General features: G+C 68.0%; 24 protein-coding genes and 2 pseudogenes. 11 read left to right on the top strand and 15 right to left on the bottom strand.

Annotated features, from left to right (window positions below):
* Window positions 1–67: 67 nt before the first annotated feature.
* The 4 genes from ACIBEI_RS44090 to ACIBEI_RS44075 all read right to left on the bottom strand — a co-directional run bounded on the left by ACIBEI_RS44090 (window position 68) and on the right by ACIBEI_RS44075 (window position 3,105).
* A complete protein-coding gene (locus ACIBEI_RS44090; RefSeq protein ID WP_398896659.1) occupies window positions 68–646 on the bottom strand; it encodes an HAD domain-containing protein in 579 nt (192 codons plus the stop codon).
* A gap of 30 nt (window positions 647–676) precedes the next feature.
* A complete protein-coding gene (locus ACIBEI_RS44085) occupies window positions 677–1,369 on the bottom strand; it encodes a class I SAM-dependent methyltransferase (RefSeq protein WP_398896657.1) in 693 nt (230 codons plus the stop codon).
* Window positions 1,370–2,281 (bottom strand): aminoglycoside phosphotransferase family protein, encoded by a 912-nt coding sequence (locus ACIBEI_RS44080; protein WP_398896656.1) that lies wholly within the window; start codon window positions 2,279–2,281, stop codon window positions 1,370–1,372. It abuts the gene before it with no gap.
* A 74-nt stretch (window positions 2,282–2,355) separates the two neighbouring features.
* Window positions 2,356–3,105, bottom strand: a complete 750-nt coding sequence (locus ACIBEI_RS44075) for a hypothetical protein (protein ID WP_398896654.1) — start codon at window positions 3,103–3,105, stop codon at window positions 2,356–2,358.
* Window positions 3,106–3,327: 222 nt separating this feature from the next.
* On the opposite strand from ACIBEI_RS44075, the gene ACIBEI_RS44070 reads away from it, so the two are divergent.
* Both ACIBEI_RS44070 and ACIBEI_RS44065 read left to right on the top strand, forming a co-directional pair.
* Entirely contained in the window at window positions 3,328–4,683 is a 1,356-nt protein-coding gene (locus ACIBEI_RS44070; protein WP_398896652.1) for a tetratricopeptide repeat protein, read from the top strand.
* A gap of 36 nt (window positions 4,684–4,719) precedes the next feature.
* Window positions 4,720–5,220, top strand: coding sequence for an NUDIX domain-containing protein (locus ACIBEI_RS44065; protein ID WP_398896651.1), 501 nt, complete (start codon window positions 4,720–4,722; stop codon window positions 5,218–5,220).
* Between the two features lie 406 nt (window positions 5,221–5,626).
* Here the strand turns inward: ACIBEI_RS44065 and ACIBEI_RS44060 are convergent, their stop codons facing one another.
* On the bottom strand, window positions 5,627–6,661 hold the full coding sequence (locus ACIBEI_RS44060) for a hypothetical protein (RefSeq protein WP_398896649.1): 1,035 nt from the start codon (window positions 6,659–6,661) through the stop codon (window positions 5,627–5,629).
* A 265-nt stretch (window positions 6,662–6,926) separates the two neighbouring features.
* On the opposite strand from ACIBEI_RS44060, the pseudogene ACIBEI_RS44055 reads away from it, so the two are divergent.
* Window positions 6,927–7,124: pseudogene (locus tag ACIBEI_RS44055) on the top strand (4a-hydroxytetrahydrobiopterin dehydratase); the annotation flags it as partial.
* Window positions 7,125–7,679: 555 nt separating this feature from the next.
* Here the strand turns inward: ACIBEI_RS44055 and ACIBEI_RS44050 are convergent.
* Together ACIBEI_RS44050 and ACIBEI_RS44045 are read right to left on the bottom strand one after the other, a co-directional pair.
* Complete coding sequence (locus tag ACIBEI_RS44050) at window positions 7,680–8,204, bottom strand: hypothetical protein (RefSeq protein WP_398896648.1); 525 nt, start codon at window positions 8,202–8,204, stop codon at window positions 7,680–7,682.
* Between the two features lie 198 nt (window positions 8,205–8,402).
* A complete protein-coding gene (locus ACIBEI_RS44045; RefSeq protein WP_398896647.1) occupies window positions 8,403–9,632 on the bottom strand; it encodes an MFS transporter in 1,230 nt (409 codons plus the stop codon).
* Window positions 9,633–9,771: 139 nt separating this feature from the next.
* Here ACIBEI_RS44045 and ACIBEI_RS44040 point away from each other — a divergent pair, with 139 nt between their 5' ends.
* Window positions 9,772–10,236 (top strand): MarR family winged helix-turn-helix transcriptional regulator, encoded by a 465-nt coding sequence (locus ACIBEI_RS44040; protein WP_398896645.1) that lies wholly within the window; start codon window positions 9,772–9,774, stop codon window positions 10,234–10,236.
* 97 nt (window positions 10,237–10,333) lie between these two features.
* Window positions 10,334–10,786, top strand: coding sequence for a GNAT family N-acetyltransferase (locus ACIBEI_RS44035; RefSeq protein ID WP_398896644.1), 453 nt, complete (start codon window positions 10,334–10,336; stop codon window positions 10,784–10,786).
* A 110-nt stretch (window positions 10,787–10,896) separates the two neighbouring features.
* On the opposite strand, the gene ACIBEI_RS44030 is transcribed toward ACIBEI_RS44035, so the two are convergent.
* A complete protein-coding gene (locus ACIBEI_RS44030; RefSeq protein ID WP_398896642.1) occupies window positions 10,897–12,282 on the bottom strand; it encodes a serine hydrolase domain-containing protein in 1,386 nt (461 codons plus the stop codon).
* A 143-nt stretch (window positions 12,283–12,425) separates the two neighbouring features.
* Window positions 12,426–13,028 (bottom strand): class I SAM-dependent methyltransferase, encoded by a 603-nt coding sequence (locus ACIBEI_RS44025; RefSeq protein ID WP_398896759.1) that lies wholly within the window; start codon window positions 13,026–13,028, stop codon window positions 12,426–12,428.
* Window positions 13,029–13,176: 148 nt separating this feature from the next.
* Between ACIBEI_RS44025 and ACIBEI_RS44020 the strand changes: the two genes are divergently transcribed.
* Window positions 13,177–13,761, top strand: a complete 585-nt coding sequence (locus tag ACIBEI_RS44020) for a helix-turn-helix domain-containing protein (protein WP_398896640.1) — start codon at window positions 13,177–13,179, stop codon at window positions 13,759–13,761.
* Between the two features lie 140 nt (window positions 13,762–13,901).
* Window positions 13,902–14,026, top strand: a pseudogene (locus ACIBEI_RS44015) (dihydrofolate reductase); the annotation flags it as partial.
* 90 nt (window positions 14,027–14,116) lie between these two features.
* Here the strand turns inward: ACIBEI_RS44015 and dnaB are convergent.
* Window positions 14,117–15,592 carry a replicative DNA helicase gene (dnaB, locus tag ACIBEI_RS44010; RefSeq protein WP_269647072.1) on the bottom strand — a complete coding sequence of 492 codons (1,476 nt, stop codon included), beginning with the start codon at window positions 15,590–15,592 and terminating at the stop codon, window positions 14,117–14,119.
* 459 nt (window positions 15,593–16,051) lie between these two features.
* Between dnaB and ACIBEI_RS44005 the strand changes: the two genes are divergently transcribed.
* On the top strand, window positions 16,052–17,389 hold the full coding sequence (locus ACIBEI_RS44005; protein WP_398896638.1) for an MATE family efflux transporter: 1,338 nt from the start codon (window positions 16,052–16,054) through the stop codon (window positions 17,387–17,389).
* A gap of 221 nt (window positions 17,390–17,610) precedes the next feature.
* Here ACIBEI_RS44005 and rplI read toward each other — a convergent pair whose 3' ends face one another.
* From rplI to rpsF, 4 genes are all read right to left on the bottom strand, one after another.
* Complete coding sequence (gene rplI, locus ACIBEI_RS44000) at window positions 17,611–18,057, bottom strand: 50S ribosomal protein L9 (protein ID WP_055610620.1); 447 nt, start codon at window positions 18,055–18,057, stop codon at window positions 17,611–17,613.
* Window positions 18,058–18,075: 18 nt separating this feature from the next.
* The gene (rpsR, locus tag ACIBEI_RS43995) at window positions 18,076–18,312 is read right to left on the bottom strand and encodes a 30S ribosomal protein S18 (RefSeq protein ID WP_003949403.1); all 237 of its coding nucleotides are present in this window, start codon (window positions 18,310–18,312) and stop codon (window positions 18,076–18,078) included.
* 57 nt (window positions 18,313–18,369) lie between these two features.
* Window positions 18,370–18,981 carry a single-stranded DNA-binding protein gene (locus ACIBEI_RS43990; RefSeq protein ID WP_398896636.1) on the bottom strand — a complete coding sequence of 204 codons (612 nt, stop codon included), beginning with the start codon at window positions 18,979–18,981 and terminating at the stop codon, window positions 18,370–18,372.
* Between the two features lie 80 nt (window positions 18,982–19,061).
* Window positions 19,062–19,352, bottom strand: coding sequence for a 30S ribosomal protein S6 (rpsF, locus tag ACIBEI_RS43985; RefSeq protein ID WP_055610618.1), 291 nt, complete (start codon window positions 19,350–19,352; stop codon window positions 19,062–19,064).
* 276 nt (window positions 19,353–19,628) lie between these two features.
* Between rpsF and ACIBEI_RS43980 the strand changes: the two genes are divergently transcribed.
* The 3 genes from ACIBEI_RS43980 (at window position 19,629) to ACIBEI_RS43970 (ending at window position 22,383) form a co-directional block, all read left to right on the top strand.
* The gene (locus ACIBEI_RS43980; RefSeq protein ID WP_307523065.1) at window positions 19,629–19,949 is read left to right on the top strand and encodes a hypothetical protein; all 321 of its coding nucleotides are present in this window, start codon (window positions 19,629–19,631) and stop codon (window positions 19,947–19,949) included.
* 215 nt (window positions 19,950–20,164) lie between these two features.
* Window positions 20,165–21,286, top strand: coding sequence for a peptidoglycan bridge formation glycyltransferase FemX (gene femX, locus ACIBEI_RS43975; protein ID WP_398896635.1), 1,122 nt, complete (start codon window positions 20,165–20,167; stop codon window positions 21,284–21,286).
* 65 nt (window positions 21,287–21,351) lie between these two features.
* Window positions 21,352–22,383 carry an alanine racemase gene (locus ACIBEI_RS43970; protein ID WP_398896633.1) on the top strand — a complete coding sequence of 344 codons (1,032 nt, stop codon included), beginning with the start codon at window positions 21,352–21,354 and terminating at the stop codon, window positions 22,381–22,383.
* A 93-nt stretch (window positions 22,384–22,476) separates the two neighbouring features.
* On the opposite strand, the gene ACIBEI_RS43965 is transcribed toward ACIBEI_RS43970, so the two are convergent.
* Window positions 22,477–23,991 (bottom strand): glycosyltransferase family 87 protein, encoded by a 1,515-nt coding sequence (locus ACIBEI_RS43965; protein WP_398896632.1) that lies wholly within the window; start codon window positions 23,989–23,991, stop codon window positions 22,477–22,479.
* Window positions 23,992–24,105 lie beyond the last annotated feature (114 nt).

Genomic DNA, 24,105 nt, shown 5'->3' with positions numbered 1-24,105 from the left:
ATGACGTGTCACGCGGTCGTGGTGCCGCGAGGTGACTTGCGTGAGCGATGCGTGCGGCTTGTCTCCGCTACGCGGCTTCGGCTTCAAGTGGAACTCCTGGGACATCAGCCTGCGCGACCGGCAGCAGCGCGGCCCACGCCAGGACCTCGACCAGGTGCTCGGCCAGCAGCCCAACGTGGGGATCAGGCTGGACAAGCGCGGTCGCCTGGCCGCGGCCGGTGCGTTCTACAGCCCATTCGTGGTCCAGGTTGGTGAAGTCGTCGTCGATCCAGATGACGGGCGCGTCGCCGAGCCAGGCGTCGACATGGTCGCGTTTCCAGAGATAGCCGTTGGGGTGGCTGGTGATGATCTGCGGACGTGGCAGGTCGACATACGGCATGGGCGGGAGGCTGAGGAGCGGACCGATGATCGTGCTGGCGTCCTGGCGCCAGCTGGTGCACCAGACGGGGCTGACCAGGCCGGTCCGGAGCACCTGCATGAGCAGGGGGCCGTGCGCAGGGTTGAGCCAGATGGTGACCGGGTCGTCGGCGGCGCGACCAGTGGGCACGACGTCGTGGCGGACGTGGGTGGCCGGGCTGGCCCCCGCCTCGTCCGGGAAGGGGATGAGGACGCCGTCGACGTCGAGGAGCAGGTAGGGCGGGCGCATCGGTTTCTCCCAGAGGAGCAGGGGTGGGGGTCAGAGCTTGCGCGCGGTGATCAGCAGGGTGGTGGGCCAGCGGCCGTGGCGGGCGTCATGGAACTCCTGGGCCGAGGTGAGCCAGAGGCCGACACGGTCGAGGTGTTCCTCCCAGCGGGCGGCGTCGAAGTCCCAGCGGACGATGGGTAGTTGGGTGCGGTCGGGCAGGGTGACGTAGTCGCGGCGGGGCTGGTCGTCGGCAGCGGGGCGTAGGCCGCCGCGTTGAGGGTGAGGGACGGAGAAAGCGAGGGTGCACCCTGGTTTGAGATGGTGGGCGATGGCCGGGAGCAGGATCTCGGGGGCGACGAGTCCGATGGCTCCGAAGACGGAGTAGAGGGCGTCGAAGTGTTCGTCGGAGGCTTGCAGGTAGTGCAGGGCGTGGCCGGCGACGAAGGTGAGGTTGTTCAGCCGCCCGTAGTGCGAGCGGGCTCGGCGGACCTGGAGGCCGACAAGGTCGACGCCGGTGACGTGGGCGCCGTAGCGGGTGGCGAGGTGGGCGGCGTTGTGGCCGGGGCCGCAGCCGAGCTCCGCCACGCGCTTGCGGCGCAGGTCCGGGCCGAGGATCTCGGCGCCGGGTCCGCTGCCGGGACTTGTGGTCCACTCCATCCGTGCGGGCACGGTCAGCGGCTCGGCTGGGCTGGCCGTGGTGCGTTGGAGGGCGTGGACGTTCCAGGGGGAAGCGTGGGCGAGCACCTAGACCTCCAGGAAGCGGAGGACATCGGTGAGGTGGCGGTGTACGGCCTTGATGTAGGCGGGGTCGGTGGCCGGGTCGTTGATCCAGCGGATGGACTGCTCCATGAACCATTCGACGGCCCACATGCGGTGCCAGCCCAGCGCCCATTTCTCGGCGGGGAGGCCGCCGCGTTCGGCGAGGGCGTCGGGGGTGCCGCCTTCGGTGACGTAGGTGTCCAAAAAGACGCGCAGGCGCACGGGGTCGGGGGTGTCGAGGGTGCCGTGCCAGCTGGCGAGGTCGAGCAGACCGGGGCCGGTGAAGGCGCGGGCGAAGTCCAGCAGCCGCCAGCCGTGCCGGCCGATGTGGAGGCTGGTGGGGTGGAACTCGGAGTGCGCCCAGCCGAACGGAGCCACGGTCGCGTCGGCCGAGCGTTCTCCGGCGGCCTGTGCGATCCGGTCGAGCGCATCCTCCACGTCGTCCGTGTCCTGCCACCGCTCGGCTTTGCGGAGTCGGCCGAGGTGTTCCAGGGCCCGGCTCGGCAGGGTGCGCAGCTGCTCCTGGTCGAGGACGGGCAGGGCGGAGGCGGTGCGGGTGGCGTGCAGGACGACGGCTGCGGTAGCGCCGTCGAGGTCGTCGGCCTCGCGAATCGGAGCACCGAGGTCTTCCAGCAGCATGCCGAGCCAGCCGTCCAGCACTGCGGAGGTGTGAACGGCGGGCACCGGGACACCGAGGGTGTGTGCCAGCCGGAGGGCTTGGTCTTCGCTGTCGAAGGGCCTCTTGGCGTACTTGAAGATGGCGGTGGTGCCGTCGGGGAGGGTCAGGCGCTCGACGCCGGACATGGACCACACGCGCACCTCCTCGCGAACGGCGGTGGTCCGGCCGACCAGGGTGAGCAGGTTGTCGAGGAGTTCGGTGCTGGGGTTCGCGGTCACGAGGGGGCTCCAGGGGGTTGGTGGCGTCCGGGGCGGGCGAGGTGTCGGCCAGCCCCGGAGCCAGGGCGGTGGTGCTACGCGGCCGGTGCCGCGCGGTGGGCGTAGACCTGCTCGATCCAGCCGGATTTGAAGGCCGCGAGGTCGTCGCGGAAGGCGGTCATCGAGGCACCGTAGGGCGCCACGACGCCACCGGACTGGTCCGGTACCGACTGGCAGCCGTGCACGAGCCGTCCGCCGAGGGCGGCGTGGGCCTTGATGGACTCGATGCGGCGGTGCTCGTTGAACCAGCCGCCGTGGTAGACCTCGTCGAGCATGCCGCCCGTCTCGTCGTCCAGGTCGAAGACCACGGAGGTGGCGGCGGGGAAGAACCAGCACGGGCCGACGTTGGAGATGTGCCCGTCCAACTCGACCTTGTTCAGCGCCATCAGCGTGGCCGCCTCGCGCAGCATCCGCAGGTGGTCGGCGGTGAACTGCGGCAGGCCGAGGCCGGCGAGGTGCTCGTCGCGGAAGAGGTACGCGTACACCTCGTAGGCGGTGGCGAGCACCTGGACGGCGTCCGAGGTGGGTTCGGCGTGGTCCTTGATGAACTGCAGCGCGAGCTGCTCGACCGTGCTCTCGGTCGTCTCCTCCGCCTCCATGAGCTGGGACTTGACCAGCCCCCAGTCGGCGACGAGCCAGGTGCTGGACTCGAAGCGGAAGAAGTACTCGGCCGGGTCGATGGTGATGCGTCGGCCGTCGATCTGGATGCCGGGCAGGCGGCTCCAGCGCTCGTCGAACGCTTCGGGCAGTACGACCGTGATGGCCGCGGTGTCGATGGTGGTCACCGTGTCTCCGTCTCTGATCGGCCGGGTCCGGGCACAGGAATGCCCGAACGCGGTGTAGGCGTACGGAACTTCGGGGGCCGCCCGGCCGAAGGGGGAGCCTGGTCACGGTGTCGGACCGGGCCGGGCGGCTGATGATTAGTGAACCCTCCGTCACGCACAGTGGGTACGGTGAGAGGCAGGCGAAGCGGTATACGCGGTTTACAACCCCGGACGGAGGCGAGCGTGGCAGCGGAGAGAAGACCCAACTCCCGGCTGCGCGACACCATCAACGCGACCGGGTGCACTTACGAGGCCCTGGCGAGAGACGTCCGGCGCATCGCGGCCGAGAACGGCGAGATCCTCCAGACCAACAAGTCGGCCGTCTCCCACTGGGCCAACGGCGCACGCCAGCCGACCGGACGGACCGGCCAGTACCTCGCCGAAGCTCTGTCCCGCCGCACGGGCCGCATCATCACCCACAGCGAGATCGGTCTACACGCACCTGATGGCGAGGAGTCGGCCGAAGGGGATCCCGTTCTGGCCGCAACTAACCTCGGCCGTGCCGACGTTGAGCGCCGCCGCTTCCTCGCGGTGGCCGCCTTCACCACGGCCGGCGTCGCCATGCCACTCGCCCACGACCACGAGGCCACCGCCCGCATGCTCCGCGCCCGCACCGGCACGTCCGTGGTCGGGACGGAGGATGTGGACGTCGTACGGCAGATCACCGCTGCCTTCAGCGCGGCCGACGAACGCCTCGGCGGCGGCCACGGCCTGACCACGGTCACCGCCTACCTCGCCGACACCGCCGCCCCCATGCTCCGGGGCCGCTACCCGAGCGAAGCCTTACGACGGGCAGCCTTCGGCGCTGTGGCCGAACTCGCCTACCTGGCAGGGTGGAAGCACCACGACCTCGGCCAGGAAGGCGCCGCCCAGCGCTACTACCAAGTCGGCTACCAGCTCGCCTGGGAGGCCGACCCGTACGGCCACGCCGCCTGGATGATGCGGGCCCTCGCCCACCAGGCGCTCAGCCTCAAGCAGCCCCACCACTGCGTCGACCTCGTCGAAGGCGCCCTCACCCGCGGTCTCGGTCACGTCGACGGCCAGACCGAAGCGCTCCTCCACATCACCCACGCCCGCGCCTTCGCTGCCGTCGGTGAGAGGCCGGCAGCGGCCCGCGCTCTGCTTGCCGCCGAAGACGCTCTCCTGCGCGACGACGTTCCTCAGCCCAGCTACTCCCGAGTCAGTGGCCCCGCCGCCGGCACCGTCGCCAGCCACACCGCCCGCACGCTCACCGATCTAGCGGACCATGTCGGCACGGAACAGCAGCACCGAGACGCGCTGATCCGCTGGGACCCCGAGAAATACAAGCGCGTACATGTCCTCACCTACGCCGACCTCGGCGACAGCCTCGCTGCCCAGGCCCGCGCCGACGAAGCCGTCGCCGCCTGGTCCCAAGCCCTGACTCTCATGGAGGGCATGACCTCTGACCGCACCCGCAAAGCGATCACCTCGCTCCGCTCCACCCTCTCCATCTACCAGCGCCGCAAAGTGCCCGGAGCAGCCGAACTCGCCCGCCGCACACGCGAAGCACTGGCCTAAGCTGCCCACCAAACGGCCGACGAAGGGACACCAGCCGTGGATCAGCGGACAACCGACGACCAGCCCAAAGCCCTACCGCCCGCCCTCGAATCCATGACCCTGCTGGTCGCCGCCGTCATCGTCCACGACAAGACCACCAACCGGGTTGTGCTCCTCCAGCGCAGCGAGAACGCCAAGTTCGCCCAAGGTATGTGGGACATCCCCGTCGGCAAGAGCGAACCCGGCGAGCCCGTCACCGAGACCGCCGTGCGGGAGCTGTACGAGGAGACCGGCCTGACCGTGAAGCCGGAGTCCCTGAAGGTCGCCCACATCATCCACGGCGCCTGGGGCGTCGAAGCCCCCAACGGCTTCCTCACTGTCGTCTTCGCCGCTCACGAGTGGACCGGCGAACCAGAGAACCGTGAGCCACGCAAGCACGCCAAGGTCTGCTGGGTTGATGCCGATGCCATCCCTGAGGAGTTCGTGGACACCACCGCGAGCGCGCTCCACCGGTATCTCACCCATGGGCCCCAGGTGTCGCTGGACGGATGGACATAGGGACGAGTGTGGCGTCACGATGCCCGGACGGCATGGAAGCCGTCCACGTCCTCAGTCCCAGGCACATGTTCATCCACTACATCGCTGGTTCAGGCACCCAAGCCCGGTCGTTAGCCCGGACCTCACCCTGGCCTAGGGCCAGGGTCTGTCCGCGAACGCTGCCATCAAACACATAGCCGGCCGGTCGATGTACAGGTCCAGGGATGTGGGAATCACTCATCATTGAGGCTCTGCCGCGCGGTAGACGGCGCGCGCTGGGGCTCGGGACTCCGGCGCATGCTGCTCCGAAGTTCGTGCCATGCGCTGACAACTTCAGCGACCTTTCCCAGGAGTTCGCGGAGCTGACCTAGAGCGAGAAGAATGACGCCGAAGCTGGCCAAAACGTAAAGCGTGATGGTGTCCCAGTTCACGGGGCCGCCTCCCCACGAGAGCCTTGCGCATCCCCCGGAAGTACACGATCGAGCCAGCCGGCGTCGGCGCCGAGCCTTTCAAGTTGTTTCCTGGCGTCTTTTCCGTATGCGGCGTGGCCCCACCGGAATCGGAACTGGAGCCCGCATCTCGGGCCGTCGCTGTGCGCCAGTTCGTAAGTGCACTGCCGCATGTACCAGTCGTGCTCCAAAGGTGGGTCGTCACAGGTGCAGTGATGCTTGACGACGCGGAGTGGCATCCCCCAAACGGGGTCGGTGAGCCTAGCAAGCAGGGTGTCGTGATCGAGACGAATATCATGGCGCGTGTCCAGTTCGAAGATCCACTCGCTGCCGGATATCCACGACCGTGTGGAGTAGGCAGAGCTGGACGTGTGGAACAGTGCGATCCTGCGCAGCAAACCCGCACCTGCCCATGCAATGTCCTTTTCTGCGCCCCGGACTAGTGGGTGCGACTGCTCATCCTGCCGTTCGAGATCGCTGAATGAGGGGGATCGCCACAAGGGCGCGGCGCGGAGCCTGACCAGGTCATCCCATCGTTCGTCGAGGTAGTCCTCCCATGTGGTGCCGGGGACGCCGCGGATGATGAGGCGGCTCTCGGTCTCCGCCAGAGTGAGGTGTAGGTCGCTCCCATGGATTGCGGCGATGCGCAGCCCTAGGACGCCATTCACTTGGATGTCAGCTGCGGTGTATGAAAAGAGGCGATCGAGGGCGTGCCATGCCACGGGATAGCTCCCGCCTTGGGAAAGCTCAACGTGGCTGTCGAGATAGACCACGATGGGCCTGCCTGGGCTCAGGCGTACGCCAGCGATACCCGTGGGGTGAGCAGACCAGGATCCGCCGTCGCCGAGTTTTGACAAGACCTGCGACTCAAGCAGCGCCTGATCACCGGTGGAGTCCGGCAAAGGCGTGGGAGTGCGCGCGTTCTTGAAGGCTTCCAGAGCAAATTGATACGGCTCACCGGTGTAGGTGATCCGAGTCCGAACAAGGGTAGCGAGGCGTCCGCCAGCAGACATGGCACGATCCGTCCTCGAACGCTGCTGCCCCGAAGCGCCCGATAACTGATCGGCGCACCCGGTAAGGGTGCAATCTGACACACGAATCGAACCCGGTGAAGCTAAGGCTTCTTCATCCCGTAGATGACGCTGCATTGGGGCAACTCAGCGTCAGGACAGGCCCCCTGAAGGCCACGACGAGGCTACCACTGGGCGTTACGACGCGAGGGACGTTCGTCTGAGGAGGGGGGCGATGGCTGGCCGTGGGCTTTACACTGGACACCGTGTGGCGATGATCGTGCACGTCGCCGATGTCGAGCGGCTCATCAGCCATCATGCGGACATCGATTTGCGGCGGGGGCGGTTGTGGTTCGGGATCGCCACGCACGATGCTGGGCACAAGCTGACCGAGGCGGACTTCGACCTCGCGCGCCGTATCGACGCCATCGCGCAGGCGCACGGCGCGGAGCCGCTGGATGCCTGACCGTGCGGTGCTCACCGGCCTCGGGATCGGGCCGGGGGATCTAACACGGGAGACGTACCCGCGAGCGGTCGCCGCGCGGCGCGGTTGGTCGGCCTCAGTAGTCGTCAGACCGGCTATATGACCGAGGACCCCCGAAAGGGCCCTCGGCGGTGCTCTAAGCACCTCTCATCCGGGCTTATGACCTCTCGCGCACAATCATGAAGATGATGGCGATCAGCAGAAGCGCAAACGGATCCATGGATTGATCTCCTCAACAAATTGAGCCCCTTAGGGCGTGGGTTGTAGGGAGATCGCACTTCGGTGCTTCGAGCATTGCCAGCTTGCCCGAGGTGCCCGGTCAGAGCGCCTAGCTGGCAGCAAGTGAGGCAATGGGTTCCGGCTCGCGTGCCTCCGCTTCAAAATGTGGCGTGCTATCCGGTCCAGATCCGCCCACGCCCGGTGCGGTTCGTGCCTGGGTCGTTCCAGCACCTCCGCCATTGGACTTGTCTGGCACGCGGAGGGCAGCCAATAGAAGCCGGAGCCTGGTGATCTCGGCATGCGATACTCGACACTGCTCTAGCTGATCTTCCTCCAGGCTTTGCAGCCCGTGGTGTTGAACGCCTTGTCGGTGGCGGCGATCGTGACGGTCGTCGGGCCGCTGGTGGCGCCGTTGGCGATGATGTCCTTCACCTCGCCGGAGGTGCTGGAGAGCCTGGCCCAGTAGCAACTGGTGATGAGGCCGCCCTGCGGGCCCGCACTGCGGTAGGTGCCGGGCTTGATGTCGTTGCCGACGACGTACGTGCCATCGCCGGGGAACCCGCCCGAGGAGACCTTGCCGACTGCTGACGGAGCGATGTCGGTGGCCATGCGCGTGGTGGTCGCTGTCGTGGTGACCGTGGCTGAAGGCGCTGCCTTGTTGGTGCTGGAGTTGCTCGTGACGCCGATCAGCACACCGACGAAGAGTCCGACGAGAGCCGCGCTCGCATGGGTAAGGATCCTCCAGCGGGAGCGCGCTGGACGTGGCGCCGACTGGGTCCTGTCGCCGCGGTTCGGGGGTTGCAGTGGCCCGTCCGGAGGGCCTGGAGGGGTCCGGCTGTTCATGCCTTCAGCGTGCGTCGACCAGCGCGTCCTCGCATTCCGAGCCGTGTGGGCAGTGATGTGAGTCGGCGGCGGGCTGGCCACCTAGAACACTGACGTGGGGGGGGGGGGGGGGGGGGGGGGGGCGCGGGCCCCCCCCCCCCCCCCCCCCCCCCCCCCCCCCCCCCACGCCAGGGCGGATACGACCGCCCAGGCAGCGGGTCAGTGGTGAACAGCGGCCTTCTGCTGCCCGGACTCCGCCGACGCTGCCCCGGTGACGATCAGGCCGTCGGCGGTGTTGGAGGCGTCGGCCCGGCGCTCCAGAGCGGCCGAGAGGAAGGCCAGCACGAGGGCGGCTGCAGCGAGGACTGCGCCGACCCAGTTGGGGGCGGTGTAGCCGAGGCCGGCCGCGATGACCAGCCCGCCGAGCCAGGCGGAGAGGGCGTTGCCGAGGTTGAAGGCGCCGATGTTCACGGCGGAGGCGAGTGTCGGGGCGCCGTGCGCCTGGTCGAGCACCCGCTTCTGGAGCGGCGGCACGGTGGCGAACCCGAGGGCACCGATCAGCGCGATGGTCACGGCCGCCGCGATCTTGTTGTGCGCGGTGAGCGTGAAGAGCGCAAGTACGACCGCGAGGGCGCCCAGGGAGACATACAGCATCGGCATCAGGGCGCGGTCGGCGAACCTGCCGCCGACGAGGTTGCCGCCGACCATGCCGATGCCGAAGAGGACGAGCAGCCAGGTGACGGAGCCGTCGGCGAAGCCGCCCACGTGCGTCATCATCGGCGCGATGTAGGTGATCGCCGCGAAGACTCCGCCGAAGCCGAGGACCGTCATCGCCATCGCGAGCAGCACCTGGACGTTCTTGAACGCGGCCAGCTCATGGCGCAGGCGCACGCCTTCCGGCTTGGCCATCTCGGGGACGAGCTTGGCGATGCCCGCCAGGCCGAGGACGCCCAGGGCCGCGACGATCGTGAACGTCACGCGCCAGCCGACGGACTGGCCGATGAGGGTGCCCAGCGGCACGCCGACGACGTTGGCGACGGTCAGGCCCGTGAACATCATCGAGATGGCGCCGGCCTTCTTGTCGGGCGCGACGAGGTCCGCGGCGACGACCGAGCCGATGCCGAAGAAGGCACCGTGCGCGAGCGAGGCGACCACACGGCCGATCAGCATCACGGTGAAGTTGGGAGCGACGGCGGAGAGCAGGTTGCCGACGACGAAGAGCCCCATAAGGAGCATCAACATCCGCTTACGGGAAACCTTGGTGCCGAGGACCGTCATGAGCGGCGCGCCGAACATGACGCCGAGCGCGTAGCCGGTCACAAGGAAGCCCGCGGTGGGGATCGAGACACCGAAGTCACCAGCGACCTCGGGCAGCAAGCCCATGATCACGAACTCGGTGGTTCCGATTCCGAAGGCCCCGATCGCGAGGGCAAGAAGCGCGAGAGGCATGGGGAGAACCTTCCCAGACGATTGCAGGAGCGCTTTACGTGCGTCGACAATACTTGCAGACGCCGACTAAATGCAAGCGCGGACTATTGCGGAAGTGCTCTATCCTGGTGTCAGCCGCTCCGGTACGGAGGAGAACGCCATGACAGCGACGGACCCCGCGCTCACCGCCCTCGCCCAGGGCTGGTGCGCCCTCTCCCTGCTCCACGGAAGGATCGAGGCGCACATCGAACGGGCCCTGCAGACCAAGCACGACCTGAGCGTGCGCGAGTACTCACTGCTCGACGTCCTCAGCCGTCAGCACGACGGCGACGGCGGCCACCTCCAGATGAAGCAGGTCGCCGACGCGGTCGTCCTCAGCCAGAGCGCCACCACGCGACTGGTGACCCGCCTCGAGGACCGCGGGCTGCTCTTGCGCTACCTGTGCCCGACCGATCGGCGTGGCATCTACACGAACGTCAGCGAGGCGGGCCTCAAGCTGCTCGACGAAGCCCGGCCCACCAATGACGCGGCCCTGCGCGAGGCACTCGACGCAGCGGCCACGAACCCCGAACTGGCTCCACTGGTCCGCGTCGTCGAGTCGGCGAGCGTGCCGGCCTCCGCGTAGCGAGCGCGGCCACCCTGCGCGCACTGGAACGCGTCCTGCTCGGGCGGGTCATTCTCGGGCACGTTTGCGTAGGGACCCGTCTGCGTAGGGTGCAGCCATGGGAGATCTTGAGATACGACCGGCCGTCCCGGACGACGTCCCTGCCATCGTCGCGATGCTCGCCGACGACCCTCTGGGAGCGCAGCGCGAGTCACCGGACGACCTGAGCCCCTATCTGGCCGCCCTGGAGCGTCTGAGAAGCGATCCGAACCAGCATCTGGTTGTCGCCGTGCGCGAGGGCCGTGTCGTCGGCACGCTCCAACTCACGATCATTCCGGGGCTGTCCCGCAAGGGCGCGACCCGCTCGATCATCGAAGGCGTACGCGTCCATGCCGACGAGCGCGGCAGCGGCCTGGGCAGCCGCTTCGTCGAGTGGGCGGTCGACCGTTCCCGGAGCGAGGGCTGCCAGTTGGTGCAGCTGACCTCCGACGTCAGTCGCACCGACGCCCACCGTTTCTACGAACGGCTCGGCTTCACGGCATCCCACGTCGGGTTCAAGCTCCAACTCTGAGGCGAATCCCGGCCGCCGAGTCGGTGCGCGGGTCCACCCCGCGGCGAGGGGAGTGATGTTTCACGTGAAACATCACTCCCCTCGCCTGCCGTTCAGTCGTCGCAGGGCGGCTAGCGGATTCCGCGCCACCCGTCAGGATCCACACCACCCGGCACGGAAGCCCCCTCCTCGTACGGCTGCCGCGTGAACACGAACGACCCGAGGTCCAGGTGGTCCACCGATCCGTCGGGACGCTGTACGACCCTCAGGGCCTCGCCCGCGTAGTAGCCGTCCAGTCCCGTCCAGGTCCCGTCTCCATTGGCCCTGAAACGCGAACGCCGGCCGTTGCCCGACAGCGGCCCGAGCGAGACACCCCCGTCGGCCGTGAGGCGCAGCGCGAAGCACTGCGTTCCCCAGTACCACGGTCCGGCCAACTCCAGTACGGACCGGTCGACCTCCGGCAGCGGCCGCCACGGCTCGGGGATCCGCGGCTCGGCCTCGGCGACGATACGTACGAGATCGGCGGCGACCGCGAACACCGGCGGGCCGGAGGTGCAGTTGGCGAGCACTACGGCAGCCAGGTCGTCCTCGACACTGATCATGAGACCGGCGAGAAAGCCGGGGAGGGAACCGGAGTGCCCCGCGAGCATCCGGCCGTCCCGGTACTGGACCTGCATGCCGAGGCCGTACGCGCTCCCGCCTGCCACCTCTTCGGCTTCGGCGGGCGCGGCGGGCGTACGCATCTCCCGTACGGCCGCCTCACTCAGCACCCGGTCGTCACCCTTGATCAGGAAGGCTGCAAAGCGCGCCAAGTCACCTGTGGTCGACCAGAGTTGGCCCGCCGGTGCCATCCGGCCCAGGTCCTCGACGGGCTCGGGCAGCATCACGTCCGCCCAGGGATGCACGGCCCAGCCGCCCGCGTGTGGTGCTTGAGCCTCCGCAGCAGTGCGACGCAGTCCCAGCGGTTCGAGCACCTCGTTCCGTAGTGCCTCCTCCCACGGGACGCCCCTCAGCTCCTCCACCAGCGCGCCCAGCAACGTATAGCCGGGGTTCGAGTAGTGGAACCGTCGTCCGACGGGATGCCGCTGCGGCTGTTCGCCCAGTACGTCGGCCAGTTCGGGACGCAGCGATCCGGGGGTGCGCTCCCACCAGGGGGCGGGCGATTCGGCTGCCAATCCGCTTGTGTGCGCGAGGAGTTCGGCGATCGTCGCCTCCCCCGCGCCGGTGCCCGGAAGGTGCTTCTCCAGCGGATCACTCAGGTCCAGGACGCCTTCGTCGCGCAGCCGCAGCACCAGGACAGCGGTGAACGTCTTGGTGATCGAACCGATCCTGTACTGCACGTTCTCGTCCGGCCCGTGCCCGTCCACCGAGGTGCGGGAACCGTGCCACACCGTCTCTCCACCCCGAACGACCGCCGCAACCAGCGACGGCGTCCGTCCTTCGGCCTGAGCGGTGGCGATTCGGTGCAGCAGGGCCCGGCGCGTGGCGGGAAGCAGTTCTTCCACAGGTGTCGTCATGGCTCAAGTCCACCTGCCCCGGCGTCCCGCGTCGAGCGTATTTGAGCCCGCCGCGGGATCTCTGGCCCACGGCCCACGGCTCACGGCCCACGGCTCACGGCTCACGGCTCACAGCTCACAGCTCACAGCTCACAGCTCACAGCTCACAGCGAGCGTTGCGCGCGCAGGACGGTGTCGTGGGTGTGGTGGGTGCCGACGGGTGCGGGAGCGGTTCGTGGGCGGGTTTCGTTGATCAGGACCGTCCAGTCGTGGTCGAGGAGCTTGGCGATGTCGTCCGGCTGGTAGTAGTCGCCGGGGTCGAAGCCCTGCTCCGGGCATGGGGACAGGTCGGCGAGGTCGTGGCTGGCGAAGAGCAGGGTGCCGCCGGGCGCGACGGCGTTCAGCAGGCCGCGCAGGGCGGTGTGATCCGGCTGGATTGAGAGCGGGAAGTACTGGACGGACACCAGGTCGAACGCGTCGGCCGGGGGTGGCGTGATGTTGAGGTCGGCCCGTGTCCAGGCCACACGGCCCTCGATGTCCACGGCGGCGGCCGCCGCGCGCTGCAGGGCGGTCGCCGAGATGTCGACCGCGGTGACCTGCCAGCCGTGTCGGGCCAGCCAGAAGGCGTCGGCACCTTCACCGCATCCGACGTCGAGCGCCCGTCCCGGCGGCAGGTCGGTTGCTTCGGTGACGAGCACCCCGTTGGGGTCACCGCTGAAGACCTGGTCGCGGCTGCGGTACATCTCGTCCCAGAACTGCGCGTCCATCGCCTGTACGTCCATCGCCTGCGCCTCGCATCATGGGTCGGCCGCCATGGCGCCGGTCGCTCATGGCCCTGCCATCACCCTGTCCCCGCCCATGACGAACCGACAAAGTTCTTTGCGAGAACTGCAAAGGCGTGGGCACAGTGAACGCATGAGTGACGAGTTCGACACCGTGCTGGCCGCGGTCGGGCCACGGCTGCGCGAATTGCGGCGCCGCAGCGGGGCCACCCTGACCGCCCTGTCGGAGACCACCGGCATTCCGGTCAGCACCCTGTCCCGGTTGGAGTCCGGGCACCGCAAGCCAGGCCTGGAACTGCTGCTGCCCCTGGCCAAGGCCTATCAGATGCCGCTCGACGAACTCGTCGGCTCCCCGCCCGGCCTCGACCCCCGGGTGTACCCGCAGCCGTTCACCCGCAACGGCATGACCGTCATCCCGCTGACCCGCAAACCCGGCGGGCTGCAGGCGTTCAAGCAGATCCTCCCCGCGGGCCCGACCGACCGCGAACCCGATTCCCGCTCACACGAGGGGTACCACTGGCTGTACGTCCTCAGCGGACGACTGCGCCTCGTACTCGCCGACCAGGACCTCGTCCTCACCACGGGCGAGGTCGCCGAATTCGACACCCACCTCCCGCACTGGTTCGGCAACGCCGACGAACGGCCGGTGGAGTTCCTGAGCATCCTCGGCCCCCAGGGCGAACGCTTCCACATCAGGGCCCGCTACCGACGCGACTGACCGGCCGCACCCTCATCACTGTCCGGACGGACGTGTAGGGTCTCTCGCCGCCGAAGACATGATGAGTCTGCGGCTGAGCCACCGAGCACGAGGACCACATGCGGGCTCAGATCGCGCGCCGATGAGTTTCCCGCGCCGCGCCGGTCCTGGTGGGCGGCGGACACCGTTCTTCACCGCGCTGGACAACTGGGTGAACCTGAACCTGGTGGAGACGCGGACGCTTCCCTGCGGCGTGATCCTGGCCAGGTACGAGACGAGGCGCTGAGCACCCGTCACACGACTCGACCGCCTGCCGGGTCCACGCGAACGTGAACGCGACCGCTGTGCCGCGAGATCTGAGACCCACAGACGACGATCAGGTCTGCGCCATGTCCACGAAGCGCGAGTAGTGGCCCTGGAAGGCGACCGTGATCGTGGCCGTCGGGCCGTTACGGTGCTTGCCCACGATGATGTCCGCCTCGCCGGCGCGCGGCGACTCCTTCTCGTACGCGTCCTCGCGGTGCAGCAGGATCACCATGTCCGCGTCCTGCTCGATCGATCCGGATTCACGCAGGTCGGAGACCATGGGCTTCTTGTCCGTGCGCTGCTCGGGACCACGGTTCAGCTGCGACAGCGCGATCACCGGCAGCTCAAGCTCCTTGGCAAGGAGCTTGAGGTTTCGCGACATGTCGGAGACCTCCTGCTGTCGGCTCTCGGACCGTTTGCCGCCCGACTGCATCAGCTGCAGATAGTCGATGACCACGAGCTTCAGATCCGCCCGCTGCTTGAGGCGACGGCACTTGGCGCGGATCTCCATCATCGACAGGTTCGGAGAGTCGTCGATGTAGAGGGGAGCGGCCGAGACATCCGGCATCCGGCGCGCGAGCCGGGTCCAGTCCTCGTCGGTCATCGTCCCGGAACGCATGTGGTGCAGGGCCACACGCGCCTCGGCGGACAGCAGGCGCATCGCGATCTCGTTGCGGCCCATTTCGAGCGAGAAGATCACACTCGGCATGTTGTGCTTGATCGAGCAGGCCCGTGCGAAGTCCAGCGCCAGCGTCGACTTACCCATGGCGGGACGGGCGGCGATGATGATCATCTGGCCCGGGTGGAGACCGTTGGTGAGCTGGTCGAGATCGGTGAAGCCCGTCGGCACACCGGTCATCTCCCCCGACCGCGAACCGATCGCCTCGATCTCGTCGAGCGCGCCCTCCATGATGTCGCCGAGTGGCAGATAGTCCTCGGTGGTGCGCTGCTCGGTGACCGCGTAGATCTCCGCCTGGGCGCTGTTGACGATCTCGTCCACGTCGCCGTCGGCCGCGTACCCCATCTGCGTGATGCGTGTACCGGCCTCGACCAGGCGGCGCAGCACGGCCCGCTCGTGGACGATCTCCGCGTAGTACTCGGCGTTCGCCGCCGTCGGGACCGTCTGGACCAGGGTGTGCAGATACGAGGCGCCGCCGACCTTGGTGATCTCGCCGCGCTTGGTGAGTTCGGCAGCGACCGTGATCGGGTCGGCCGGCTCGCCCTTCGCGTAGAGGTCGAGGATCGAGCCGTAGATGGTCTCGTGCGCGGGCCGGTAGAAGTCGTGGCCCTTGAGCACCTCGACGACATCGGCGATGGCGTCCTTCGAGAGCAGCATGCCGCCAAGAACGGACTGTTCGGCGTCCAGGTCCTGCGGCGGCACGCGCTCGAATGCCGAACCTCCGCCGTCCCAGGCTCCGTTGTCCGGACCGCGGTCGTGCTGGTCGTCTCTGCCCCGGCCACCGTCGCGGCGCTGGCGGGAGGCGGGCAGACGATCGCTGGGACCGCTGTCGGCCCACGGATCGTCCAAGGGCTCGGAAATACTCACCGGGCCACCTCCTCCCGTCCGCCGAGCGGACCTCGCCGTGCCCCTCATTCCTACGGCACGACACTGACAAATGAGATGCCCAACTCCGGTTCTGACGCGTCGGTTTTGTGAGGTTTCCGAGGACGGAGAAGCGAGTGGGTGCCGCACCACGGTAGGCCCGCGGGCACCGTCAGCCAATCTGGTTATCCACAGGCCATGTGGACGACGGCCCCGATGCTGTGGAGAACCCGGCAAAACCTGTGCACGACCCGGTGGACAGGCCTGTGAACAAGCACTCAGCATCATTTCCACACCTAACCTGACCTGCGAATATCCCATCCACCGGCTGTGCAGAAGAAAAACTTTCCCGGTGGGATCAAGATCGACGCGAATGGCGCCGGGCAGCGCATCTCACGAGATTGAAGGTAAGGGTCATTGTTCACTTGCATCTCTTACCTGTGGAAGATTAGATTGATGCTCATGACACAGGCTCCCGCGGCACCCAAGGCCGCCCGGCGACGGCACGACCGAGAGATCGTCGCGCTGGCCGTTCCGGCCTTCGGCGCACTCATAGCCGAGCCTCTCTTCCTCATGGTGGACACCGCGATCGTCGGCCATCTCGGCACCGCGCAACTCGCCGGTCTCGGCATCGCCTCGGCTCTCCTCGTCACAGCCGTGAGCATCTTCGTCTTCCTCGCCTACGCGACCACGGCCGCCGTCGCCCGACGGGTCGGGGCGGGCGATCTCCAGGCCGCGATACGCCAGGGCATGGACGGCATCTGGCTGGCCCTGCTGCTCGGCGCCGCCGTCATCGCCGTCGTCCTGCCCACCGCGCCCGCCCTGGTAGAGCTCTTCGGCGCCTCGGACACCGCCGCTCCCTACGCCACCACCTATTTGCGCATCTCGGCCCTCGGCATCCCCGCGATGCTCGTCGTCCTCGCCGCCACCGGTGTCCTCCGCGGCCTACAGGACACCAAGACACCCCTCTACGTCGCCATCGCGGGCTTCGTCGCCAACGGCGCCCTCAACGCGGGCCTCGTCTACGGCGCGGACCTCGGCATCGCCGGCTCTGCATGGGGAACCGTCATCGCCCAGTACGGCATGGCCGCCGTGTATCTCCTCGTGGTGGTCCGTGGAGCACGGAAGCACGGCGCATCGCTACGCCCCGACGCCGCCGGGATACGTGCCTGCGCCCAGGCCGGCGCACCGCTGCTGGTCCGCACCCTCTCGCTGCGCGCGATCCTGATGATCGCCACCGCCGTTGCCGCCCGCCTCGGAGACGCCGATGTCGCCGCGCACCAGATCATCCTGTCGCTGTGGAGCCTGCTCGCCTTCGCACTCGACGCCATCGCCATCGCGGGTCAGGCCATCATCGGCCGCTATCTCGGCGCGGGAGACGCCCGGGGAGCCCGTGAAGCCTGCCGCCGCATGGTGGAGTGGGGCATCGCCGTCGGCGTTGTACTCGGCGGGCTGGTGATCGTCAGCCGCCCGCTGTTCCTGCCGCTCTTCACCAGCGACTCGGTCGTCCACGACACCGCACTGCCCGCCCTGCTCATGGTGGCGCTCTCTCAGCCGATCTGCGGGATCGTCTTCGTCCTGGACGGCGTACTGATGGGAGCGGGGGACGGCCCGTATCTCGCATGGGCCATGATCCTCACCCTGGCCGTCTTCGCTCCAGTGGCACTGCTCGTGCCCGTATTCGGCGGCGGGCTCACCGCGGTCTGGGGAGCGATGACCCTCATGATGACCGTGCGGATGCTGACTCTGTGGCTGCGCACCCGCTCGGGTCGCTGGATCGTCACAGGCGCCACGCGCTGAGCAAACCCGCTCCAGCGTCGCGGAGGTGCGTGAGGTCGCTCGGTTTCACGTGAAACAACGAGCATTCCGCCCCGTTCCCCGACAACGGACTGGCGTTGTTTCACGTGAAACACCCGTCGCCTGAGAGTCACGCCTGAGGCGCCCCCTTCCCGGAAGCCCAGACAAACAGTGAGGGCCGCACCCTTGGGGTGCGGCCCTCACACGTACTGCTAGTGCACCGCTTACGCGGCGACGACCTCGATGTTGACCTTGGCGGCAACCTCGGGGTGCAGACGCACGGACGTCTCGTGAGCGCCCAGCGTCTTGATCGGCGAGCCCAGCTCGATGCGGCGCTTGTCGACGTCGGGGCCACCGGAAGCCTTGATCGCCGAGGCGACGTCAGCCGGGGTGACAGAACCGAAGAGACGACCGGCGTCGCCGGAGCGGACGGCCAGACGGACCTTCACGCCTTCGAGGCGGGCCTTGATCTCGTTGGCCTGCTCGATGGTCTGGATCTCGTGGATCTTGCGAGCACGACGGATCTGCTCGACGTCCTTCTCGCCACCCTTGGTCCAGCGGATCGCAAAGTTCCGCGGGATCAGGTAGTTGCGAGCGTAACCGTCCTTGACGTCGACGACGTCGCCCGCGGCGCCGAGGCCGGAGACCTCGTGGGTGAGGATGATCTTCATTATTCGGTCACCCTTCCCTTATCGCGCGGTGGAGGTGTAGGGCAGCAGCGCCATCTCACGGCTGTTCTTCACAGCCGTGGCGACGTCACGCTGGTGCTGCGTGCAGTTGCCGGTCACGCGGCGGGCACGGATCTTGCCGCGGTCGGAAATGAACTTCCGCAGCATGTTCGTGTCCTTGTAGTCCACGTACGTGACCTTGTCCTTGCAGAATGCGCAGACCTTCTTCTTAGGCTTGCGCACAGGCGGCTTCGCCATGGATGTTTCTCCTGTGTGATCAAGAAGTGTGGGTACGGCCCACCCTCAGCCCGTGGGCTAGAAGGGGGGCTCGTCCGAGTAGCCGCCGCCGGAGCCGCCGGCAGCGCCGCCGCCGGAGCTTCCGCCCCAGCCGCCGCCACCGCCGCCGCCCTGCTGGCCGCCGCCCGCAGGAGCGCTGGTCGCCCAGGGGTCGTCGGCGGGAGCGCCGCCGCCCTGCGGCTGACCGCCACCGGAGCCTCCGCCCCAGCCGCCGCCCTGCTGACCGCCGCCACCGCCGCCGCTGTAACCGCCCTGGCCGCCTCGACCGGTGGTCTTGGTGACCTTGGCCGTGGCGTTCTTCAGGCTGGCGCCGACTTCCTCGACGTCCAGCTCGTAGACCGTGCGCTTGACGCCCTCACGGTCCTCGTAGGACCGCTGCTTCAGCCGGCCCTGCACGATGACGCGCATGCCTCGCTGGAGCGACTCGGCGACGTTCTCCGCCGCCTGACGCCAGACCGAGCAGGTCAGGAACAGGCTTTCGCCGTCCTTCCACTCGTTGGTCTGACGGTCGAAGGTGCGGGGAGTGGACGCGACACGGAACTTCGCGACCGCCGCACCGGACGGGGTGAAGCGCAGCTCGGGGTCGTCGACAAGATTGCCGACGACCGTGATGACGGTCTCGCCTGCCATGGGGGAACCTCTCGGCGGGTTTGCTGCTGGCTGCTTTTGGTGCTGCTACTCGTTGTCCGAGATCAGCTGAGCTGGAGAGCTCAGTGGGTCTCGGGACGGAGGACCTTGGTCCGGAGGACCGACTCGTTCAGGTTCATCTGGCGGTCGAGCTCCTTGACGACCGCAGGCTCGGCCTGCAGATCGATGACCGAGTAGATGCCCTCGGGCTTCTTCTTGATCTCGTACGAGAGACGACGACGGCCCCAGGTGTCGACCTTCTCGACCTTTCCGTTGCCCTCACGGACGACGGAGAGGAAGTTCTCGATCAGGGGGGCGACAGCGCGCTCCTCGAGATCGGGGTCGAGGATGACCATCATTTCGTAGTGACGCATGTGGAACCCACCTCCTTTGGACTCAACGGCCACGGTCGTTCCGTGGCAGGAGGGTTGTGATGCGTACGCAACGGTATCGGCCACCACTGACAATCGGGCCCACCGATCAGCGAACTGAGCGGGGGATCGTGTCATGGCCTGGGCAGACACCGGTGCAGACGGTACAGACTACCTGCACACCGGCTTGCGGTTGAAATCCGGGGCCCGAGACCGTCAATCTGTACACATCGGGTGTGTATGGCGCTACGATGCGCCGCCTTCCGCAGGAGGTGCCACATGGCACAGGCATTGCGACCCAACTCCAAGACCGTCGGTTCCCTCTTCGCCACCGACCACAAGCCCCATCCGCTCCAGGACACCCTTCTCGCGGTGACGCTCGTCCTCGGAGTGACGGCCTTCGTCACCGCGATGTTCCACAGCCTCCATCTGCTCAGCTCGTGGACGGGACTGGTGGGCATCCTGACCGGGGCGGCCGGACAGTTCGTCTCCGAGACGACCCGGGAGCGCTTCGGGCTGATCCTGGGTCTCGGTGCCTCCGCCGTCGGCTTCTTCCTCGGCATGGCGCACGGCGGCCTCTTCGGCGGCGTCATCGGCTGACCGCAGCCGCCCCGTCCCTCGGGAGCCGCCGGCCCGCGGTCCTCCCAACCCCCGGCCCCACGGCCGGACAACACCTCCGGGTGCCCCGGCCGCGTATTGGTCGGGGCACAGGTTCCATACGGCCAGACGAGGCGCTCGCAGGGCGCAGTAGGCTTCGGCGCGAGAGCCGGAGCCCTTGTACCCATGGGGACACACCAGCCCGAGGAGCGCCCCGAATGAGCCTGACCCTGAGGACCATCAGCCGAGAGCAGCATCTGGCGTACATCCAGAATCTGCCCGCGGCTAGCCACATGCAGGTCCCGGCCTGGGCAGACGTAAAGGCCGAGTGGCGCTCCGAGAGCCTCGGATGGTTCGACAACAGGTCCGGCGAGATGGTCGGAGCGGGTCTCGTCCTGTACCGCCAGCTGCCCAAGATCAAGCGCTACCTCGCCTATCTGCCCGAGGGCCCGGTCATCAACTGGTTCGCGCCGAATCTGACCGACTGGCTGGATCCGATGCTCGCGCACCTCAAGCAGCAGGGCGCCTTCTCCGTGAAGATGGGCCCGCCGGTGATCATCCGGCGCTGGGAAGCCACTTCGATCAAGAAGGGCATCCAGGACCCGGACGTGAAGCGCCTGCGCGACATCGAGGCGGACTTCATCGAGCCGCGCGCCTTCGAGGTCGCCGACAAGCTGCGGCGCATGGGCTGGCAGCAGGGTGAGGACGGCGGGGCTGGCTTCGGCGACGTGCAGCCCCGCTACGTCTACCAGGTGCCGTTGGCCAACCGGTCGCTGGAGGACGTCCACAAGGGCTTCAACCAGCTCTGGCGACGCAACATCAAGAAGGCCGAGAAGGCCGGCGTCGAGGTCGTCCAGGGCGGCTATCAGGACCTGGAGGAGTGGCAGCGCCTCTACGAGATCACGGCCCTGCGCGACCATTTCCGGCCCCGACCGCTCTCGTACTTCCAGCGCATGTGGACGGCTCTCAACACCGAGGACCCCAACCGCATGCGGCTGTACTTCGCCCGGCACGAGGGTGTGAACCTGTCCGCCGCGACGATGCTGGTCGTCGGCGGGCACGTCTGGTACTCGTACGGGGCCTCCGACAACATCGGGCGTGAGGTCCGGCCCTCGAACGCGATGCAGTGGCGGATGCTGCGCGACGCCTACGCGCTCGGCGCCACCGTCTACGACCTGCGCGGCATCTCCGACTCGCTGGACGAGACCGATCACCTCTTCGGCCTCATCCAGTTCAAGGTGGGCACCGGTGGGCAGGCCGCCGAATACCTCGGTGAGTGGGACTTCCCGCTCAACAAACTGCTCCACAAGGCGCTCGACATCTACATGTCGCGCCGCTGACGTACCAGAATTCGCCTTCATACCTCTGATACACCGCTGCCACGAGAAAGGTTCCAGGTCCGGCCATGGCGCTCACGCTCTACGTCGACACCGCACGCTGGCGGGCGCACCACAAGCACGTGTCCGAGCAGTTCCCGGGGCTCGTCCCGGTCTGCAAGGGCAACGGCTACGGCTTCGGCCACGAGCGGCTCGCGGACGAGGCCACTCGTATGGGCTCCGACGTCCTGGCCGTGGGCACGACGTACGAGGCCGCACGGATCAAGGACTGGTTCGGCGGCGACCTGCTCGTGCTGACGCCGTTCAGACGGGGCGAGGAGCCCGTACCGCTGCCCGACCGGGTCATCCGCTCCGTGTCGTCGGTCGACGGCGTCTACGGCCTCGTGGGCGCCCGTGTCGTCATCGAGGTCATGTCCTCCATGAAGCGGCACGGTGTGAGCGAGCAGGACCTGTCCCAGCTCCACGCCGCCATAGAGAACGTGCGCCTGGAGGGCTTCGCGATCCACCTGCCGCTGGACCGCACCGACGGCTCGGACGCCGTCGAGGAGGTCATCGGCTGGATGGACCGGCTGCGCGCGGCCCGGCTGCCGCTGCACACCATGTTCGTCAGCCACCTCAAGGCGGAGGAACTCGCCCGGCTGCAGCAGCAGTTCCCGCAGACCCGCTTCCGCGCCCGCATCGGCACGCGGCTGTGGCTGGGGGACCACGAGGCCACCGAGTACCGCGGAGCCGTGCTGGACGTCACGCCCGTCTCCAAGGGCGACCGTTTCGGCTACCGCCAGCAGAAGGTCGCCTCGGACGGCTGGCTGGTGGTCGTGGCGGGCGGTACGTCGCACGGAGTGGGTCTGGAGGCCCCGAAGGCCCTGCACGGCGTCATGCCGCGCGCCAAGGGCGTCGCCAGGGCCGGCCTCGCCACGGTCAACCGGAACCTCTCACCGTTCGTCTGGGGCGCCAAGCAGCGCTGGTTCGCGGAGCCCCCGCACATGCAGGTCTCGATCCTCTTCGTTCCCTCGGACGCCCCGGAGCCGAAGGTCGGCGAGGAGCTGGTGGCCCATCTGCGGCACACCACCACGCAGTTCGACCGCATCGTCGAACGCTGACAGCAGGGGCTCACCAAGCCCCGCGCACAGACGAAAGGCCGTACACGGAGCCCGTGTACGGCCTTTTACGTGACTCGCCCGAGCCCTGTTCGCTCAGGGCGAACGCCGCCTCGCCGGTTCGTCGTCGGTGCCCCACTCCACGTACGGCCCGTCGAAGTGTGCCGCGTGCCGCGGCGGGTGGGCCGCGGCGCCGAGGACGAAGGCGTCCTGAGCGCCGTCGAGCACCCCGCCGGACGGGTCGTCGTCACCGGACCGGCGCACCACGTCCCGCTCCGGCATGAAGATGTCCCGCACGATCACCGCGCACAGATACAGCGTCCCCAACAGGTGTACGGCGATGGCCAGTTGGTACCCCTCTTGAGGCAGCCCCTTGTGGGCGTCTCCGCTGGTCGTGTACGCGAGGTACATCCAGATGCCGAGGAAGTACGCCACCTCGCACGCCTGCCAGATCAGGAAGTCCCGCCACTTCGGACGGGCCAGCACGGCGAGGGGCACCAGCCACAGCACGTACTGCGGCGAGTAGACCTTGTTGGTGAGGATGAAGGCCGCGACGATCAGGAACGCCAGCTGGGCGAAGCGCGGCCGGCGCGGAGCGGTCAGCGCGAGAGCCGCGACACCCACACAGGAGATCAGCATCAGCACCGTCGCGAACGTGTTGACCGTGTCGGTGTCGAGCGGGGTCTCCATGCGCTGGGACAGGATCAGCCAGAAGGAGCCGAAGTCGACGCCGCGTTCCTGGCTGAACGTGTAGAACTTCGACCAGCCCTCGGGTGCGAGCAGCATGACCGGAAGGTTCACGACCAGCCAGGAGCCGACGGCACCGAGCAGCGCCGTACCGAACTCCCGCCACCTGCCCGCGCGCCAGCACAGCACGAGCAGCGGCCCGAGCAGCAGCGCGGGATACAGCTTGGCGGCCGTGGCTAGCCCCAGCAGGACCCCGAAGGCAAGGGGACGGCTCCGCGCCCACATCAGCATCGCAGCGGCCGTCAGAGCGACGGCCAGCAGGTCCCAGTTGATGGTGGCGGTCAGCGCGAAAGCAGGCGCCAGAGCGACCAGCAGGCCGTCCCAGGGGCGCCGCCGGTGGGTACGGGTCACGCAGACGGCGATGACGGCCGCGCACGCCATCAGCATCCCGGCGTTGACCATCCAGTAGACCTGCTCCTGGTCCTGGATGCTGCCGCCGCTCGGCGTCAGCCAGGAGGCGACCTCCATGAACACACCGGTCAGCACCGGGTATTCGAGGTACTCCATGTCGCCTTCGAGCTTGTCGAAGTACGGCACCAGCCCGTCGGCGAAGCCCCGCCCCTGGTAGAGGTGCGGGATGTCCGAGTAGCAGGCATGCGTGTACTGCGAGCTGGCCCCGAAGAACCAGGCGCCGTCGTAACAGGGCAGCTTCTGCACCATGCCGAGGGCGAACATGCCGATCGCGACGAGCGCGATGACCCGCACGGGAGTCCACCAGGACGTCCCGAGCAGCGCACGCCGCCCGAGAGGACCACCGAACAGTTCACTGCCGGTCGCGGCGACCGGGTCCTCCTTGGTCGGCCGCACCAGATCTGGCTCGTGCACGCTCGCGCGCGTCGTTTCTGCACTGGGCATGCCGCACATCCTGCCGTACGCGCCTAGGAATCGAGTAGGAGGGCCGGGTCGCCCGGCCCTCCTCTCACACCACCGGACATGCGGGCCTCGCATCCGGCGGTTCACCGAGCTGATCTCAACCCT

The organism is Streptomyces sp. NPDC050988, assembly GCF_044456225.1.
GTDB lineage: Bacteria > Actinomycetota > Actinomycetes > Streptomycetales > Streptomycetaceae > Streptomyces.
Note: the sequence above shows the minus strand (reverse complement) of the source record. Positions and strands in the feature narration are given on the sequence as shown.

What these genes read in the sequence shown, in the direction of transcription:
- ACIBEI_RS44090 (WP_398896659.1), bottom strand. Translation starts at nt 646, where the DNA reads ATGCGCCCGCCCTACCTGCTCCTCGACGTCGACGGCGTCCTCATCCCC.
- ACIBEI_RS44060 (WP_398896649.1), bottom strand. Translation starts at nt 6,661, where the DNA reads ATGTCTGCTGGCGGACGCCTCGCTACCCTTGTTCGGACTCGGATCACC.
- ACIBEI_RS44050 (WP_398896648.1), bottom strand. Translation starts at nt 8,204, where the DNA reads ATGAACAGCCGGACCCCTCCAGGCCCTCCGGACGGGCCACTGCAACCC.
- ACIBEI_RS44045 (WP_398896647.1), bottom strand. Translation starts at nt 9,632, where the DNA reads ATGCCTCTCGCGCTTCTTGCCCTCGCGATCGGGGCCTTCGGAATCGGA.
- ACIBEI_RS44040 (WP_398896645.1), top strand. Translation starts at nt 9,772, where the DNA reads ATGACAGCGACGGACCCCGCGCTCACCGCCCTCGCCCAGGGCTGGTGC.
- ACIBEI_RS44035 (WP_398896644.1), top strand. Translation starts at nt 10,334, where the DNA reads ATGGGAGATCTTGAGATACGACCGGCCGTCCCGGACGACGTCCCTGCC.
- ACIBEI_RS44030 (WP_398896642.1), bottom strand. Translation starts at nt 12,282, where the DNA reads ATGACGACACCTGTGGAAGAACTGCTTCCCGCCACGCGCCGGGCCCTG.
- ACIBEI_RS44025 (WP_398896759.1), bottom strand. Translation starts at nt 13,028, where the DNA reads ATGGACGCGCAGTTCTGGGACGAGATGTACCGCAGCCGCGACCAGGTC.
- ACIBEI_RS44020 (WP_398896640.1), top strand. Translation starts at nt 13,177, where the DNA reads ATGAGTGACGAGTTCGACACCGTGCTGGCCGCGGTCGGGCCACGGCTG.
- ACIBEI_RS44005 (WP_398896638.1), top strand. Translation starts at nt 16,052, where the DNA reads ATGACACAGGCTCCCGCGGCACCCAAGGCCGCCCGGCGACGGCACGAC.
- rplI (WP_055610620.1), bottom strand. Translation starts at nt 18,057, where the DNA reads ATGAAGATCATCCTCACCCACGAGGTCTCCGGCCTCGGCGCCGCGGGC.
- rpsR (WP_003949403.1), bottom strand. Translation starts at nt 18,312, where the DNA reads ATGGCGAAGCCGCCTGTGCGCAAGCCTAAGAAGAAGGTCTGCGCATTC.
- ACIBEI_RS43990 (WP_398896636.1), bottom strand. Translation starts at nt 18,981, where the DNA reads ATGGCAGGCGAGACCGTCATCACGGTCGTCGGCAATCTTGTCGACGAC.
- rpsF (WP_055610618.1), bottom strand. Translation starts at nt 19,352, where the DNA reads ATGCGTCACTACGAAATGATGGTCATCCTCGACCCCGATCTCGAGGAG.
- ACIBEI_RS43980 (WP_307523065.1), top strand. Translation starts at nt 19,629, where the DNA reads ATGGCACAGGCATTGCGACCCAACTCCAAGACCGTCGGTTCCCTCTTC.
- femX (WP_398896635.1), top strand. Translation starts at nt 20,165, where the DNA reads ATGAGCCTGACCCTGAGGACCATCAGCCGAGAGCAGCATCTGGCGTAC.
- ACIBEI_RS43970 (WP_398896633.1), top strand. Translation starts at nt 21,352, where the DNA reads ATGGCGCTCACGCTCTACGTCGACACCGCACGCTGGCGGGCGCACCAC.
- ACIBEI_RS43965 (WP_398896632.1), bottom strand. Translation starts at nt 23,991, where the DNA reads ATGTGCGGCATGCCCAGTGCAGAAACGACGCGCGCGAGCGTGCACGAG.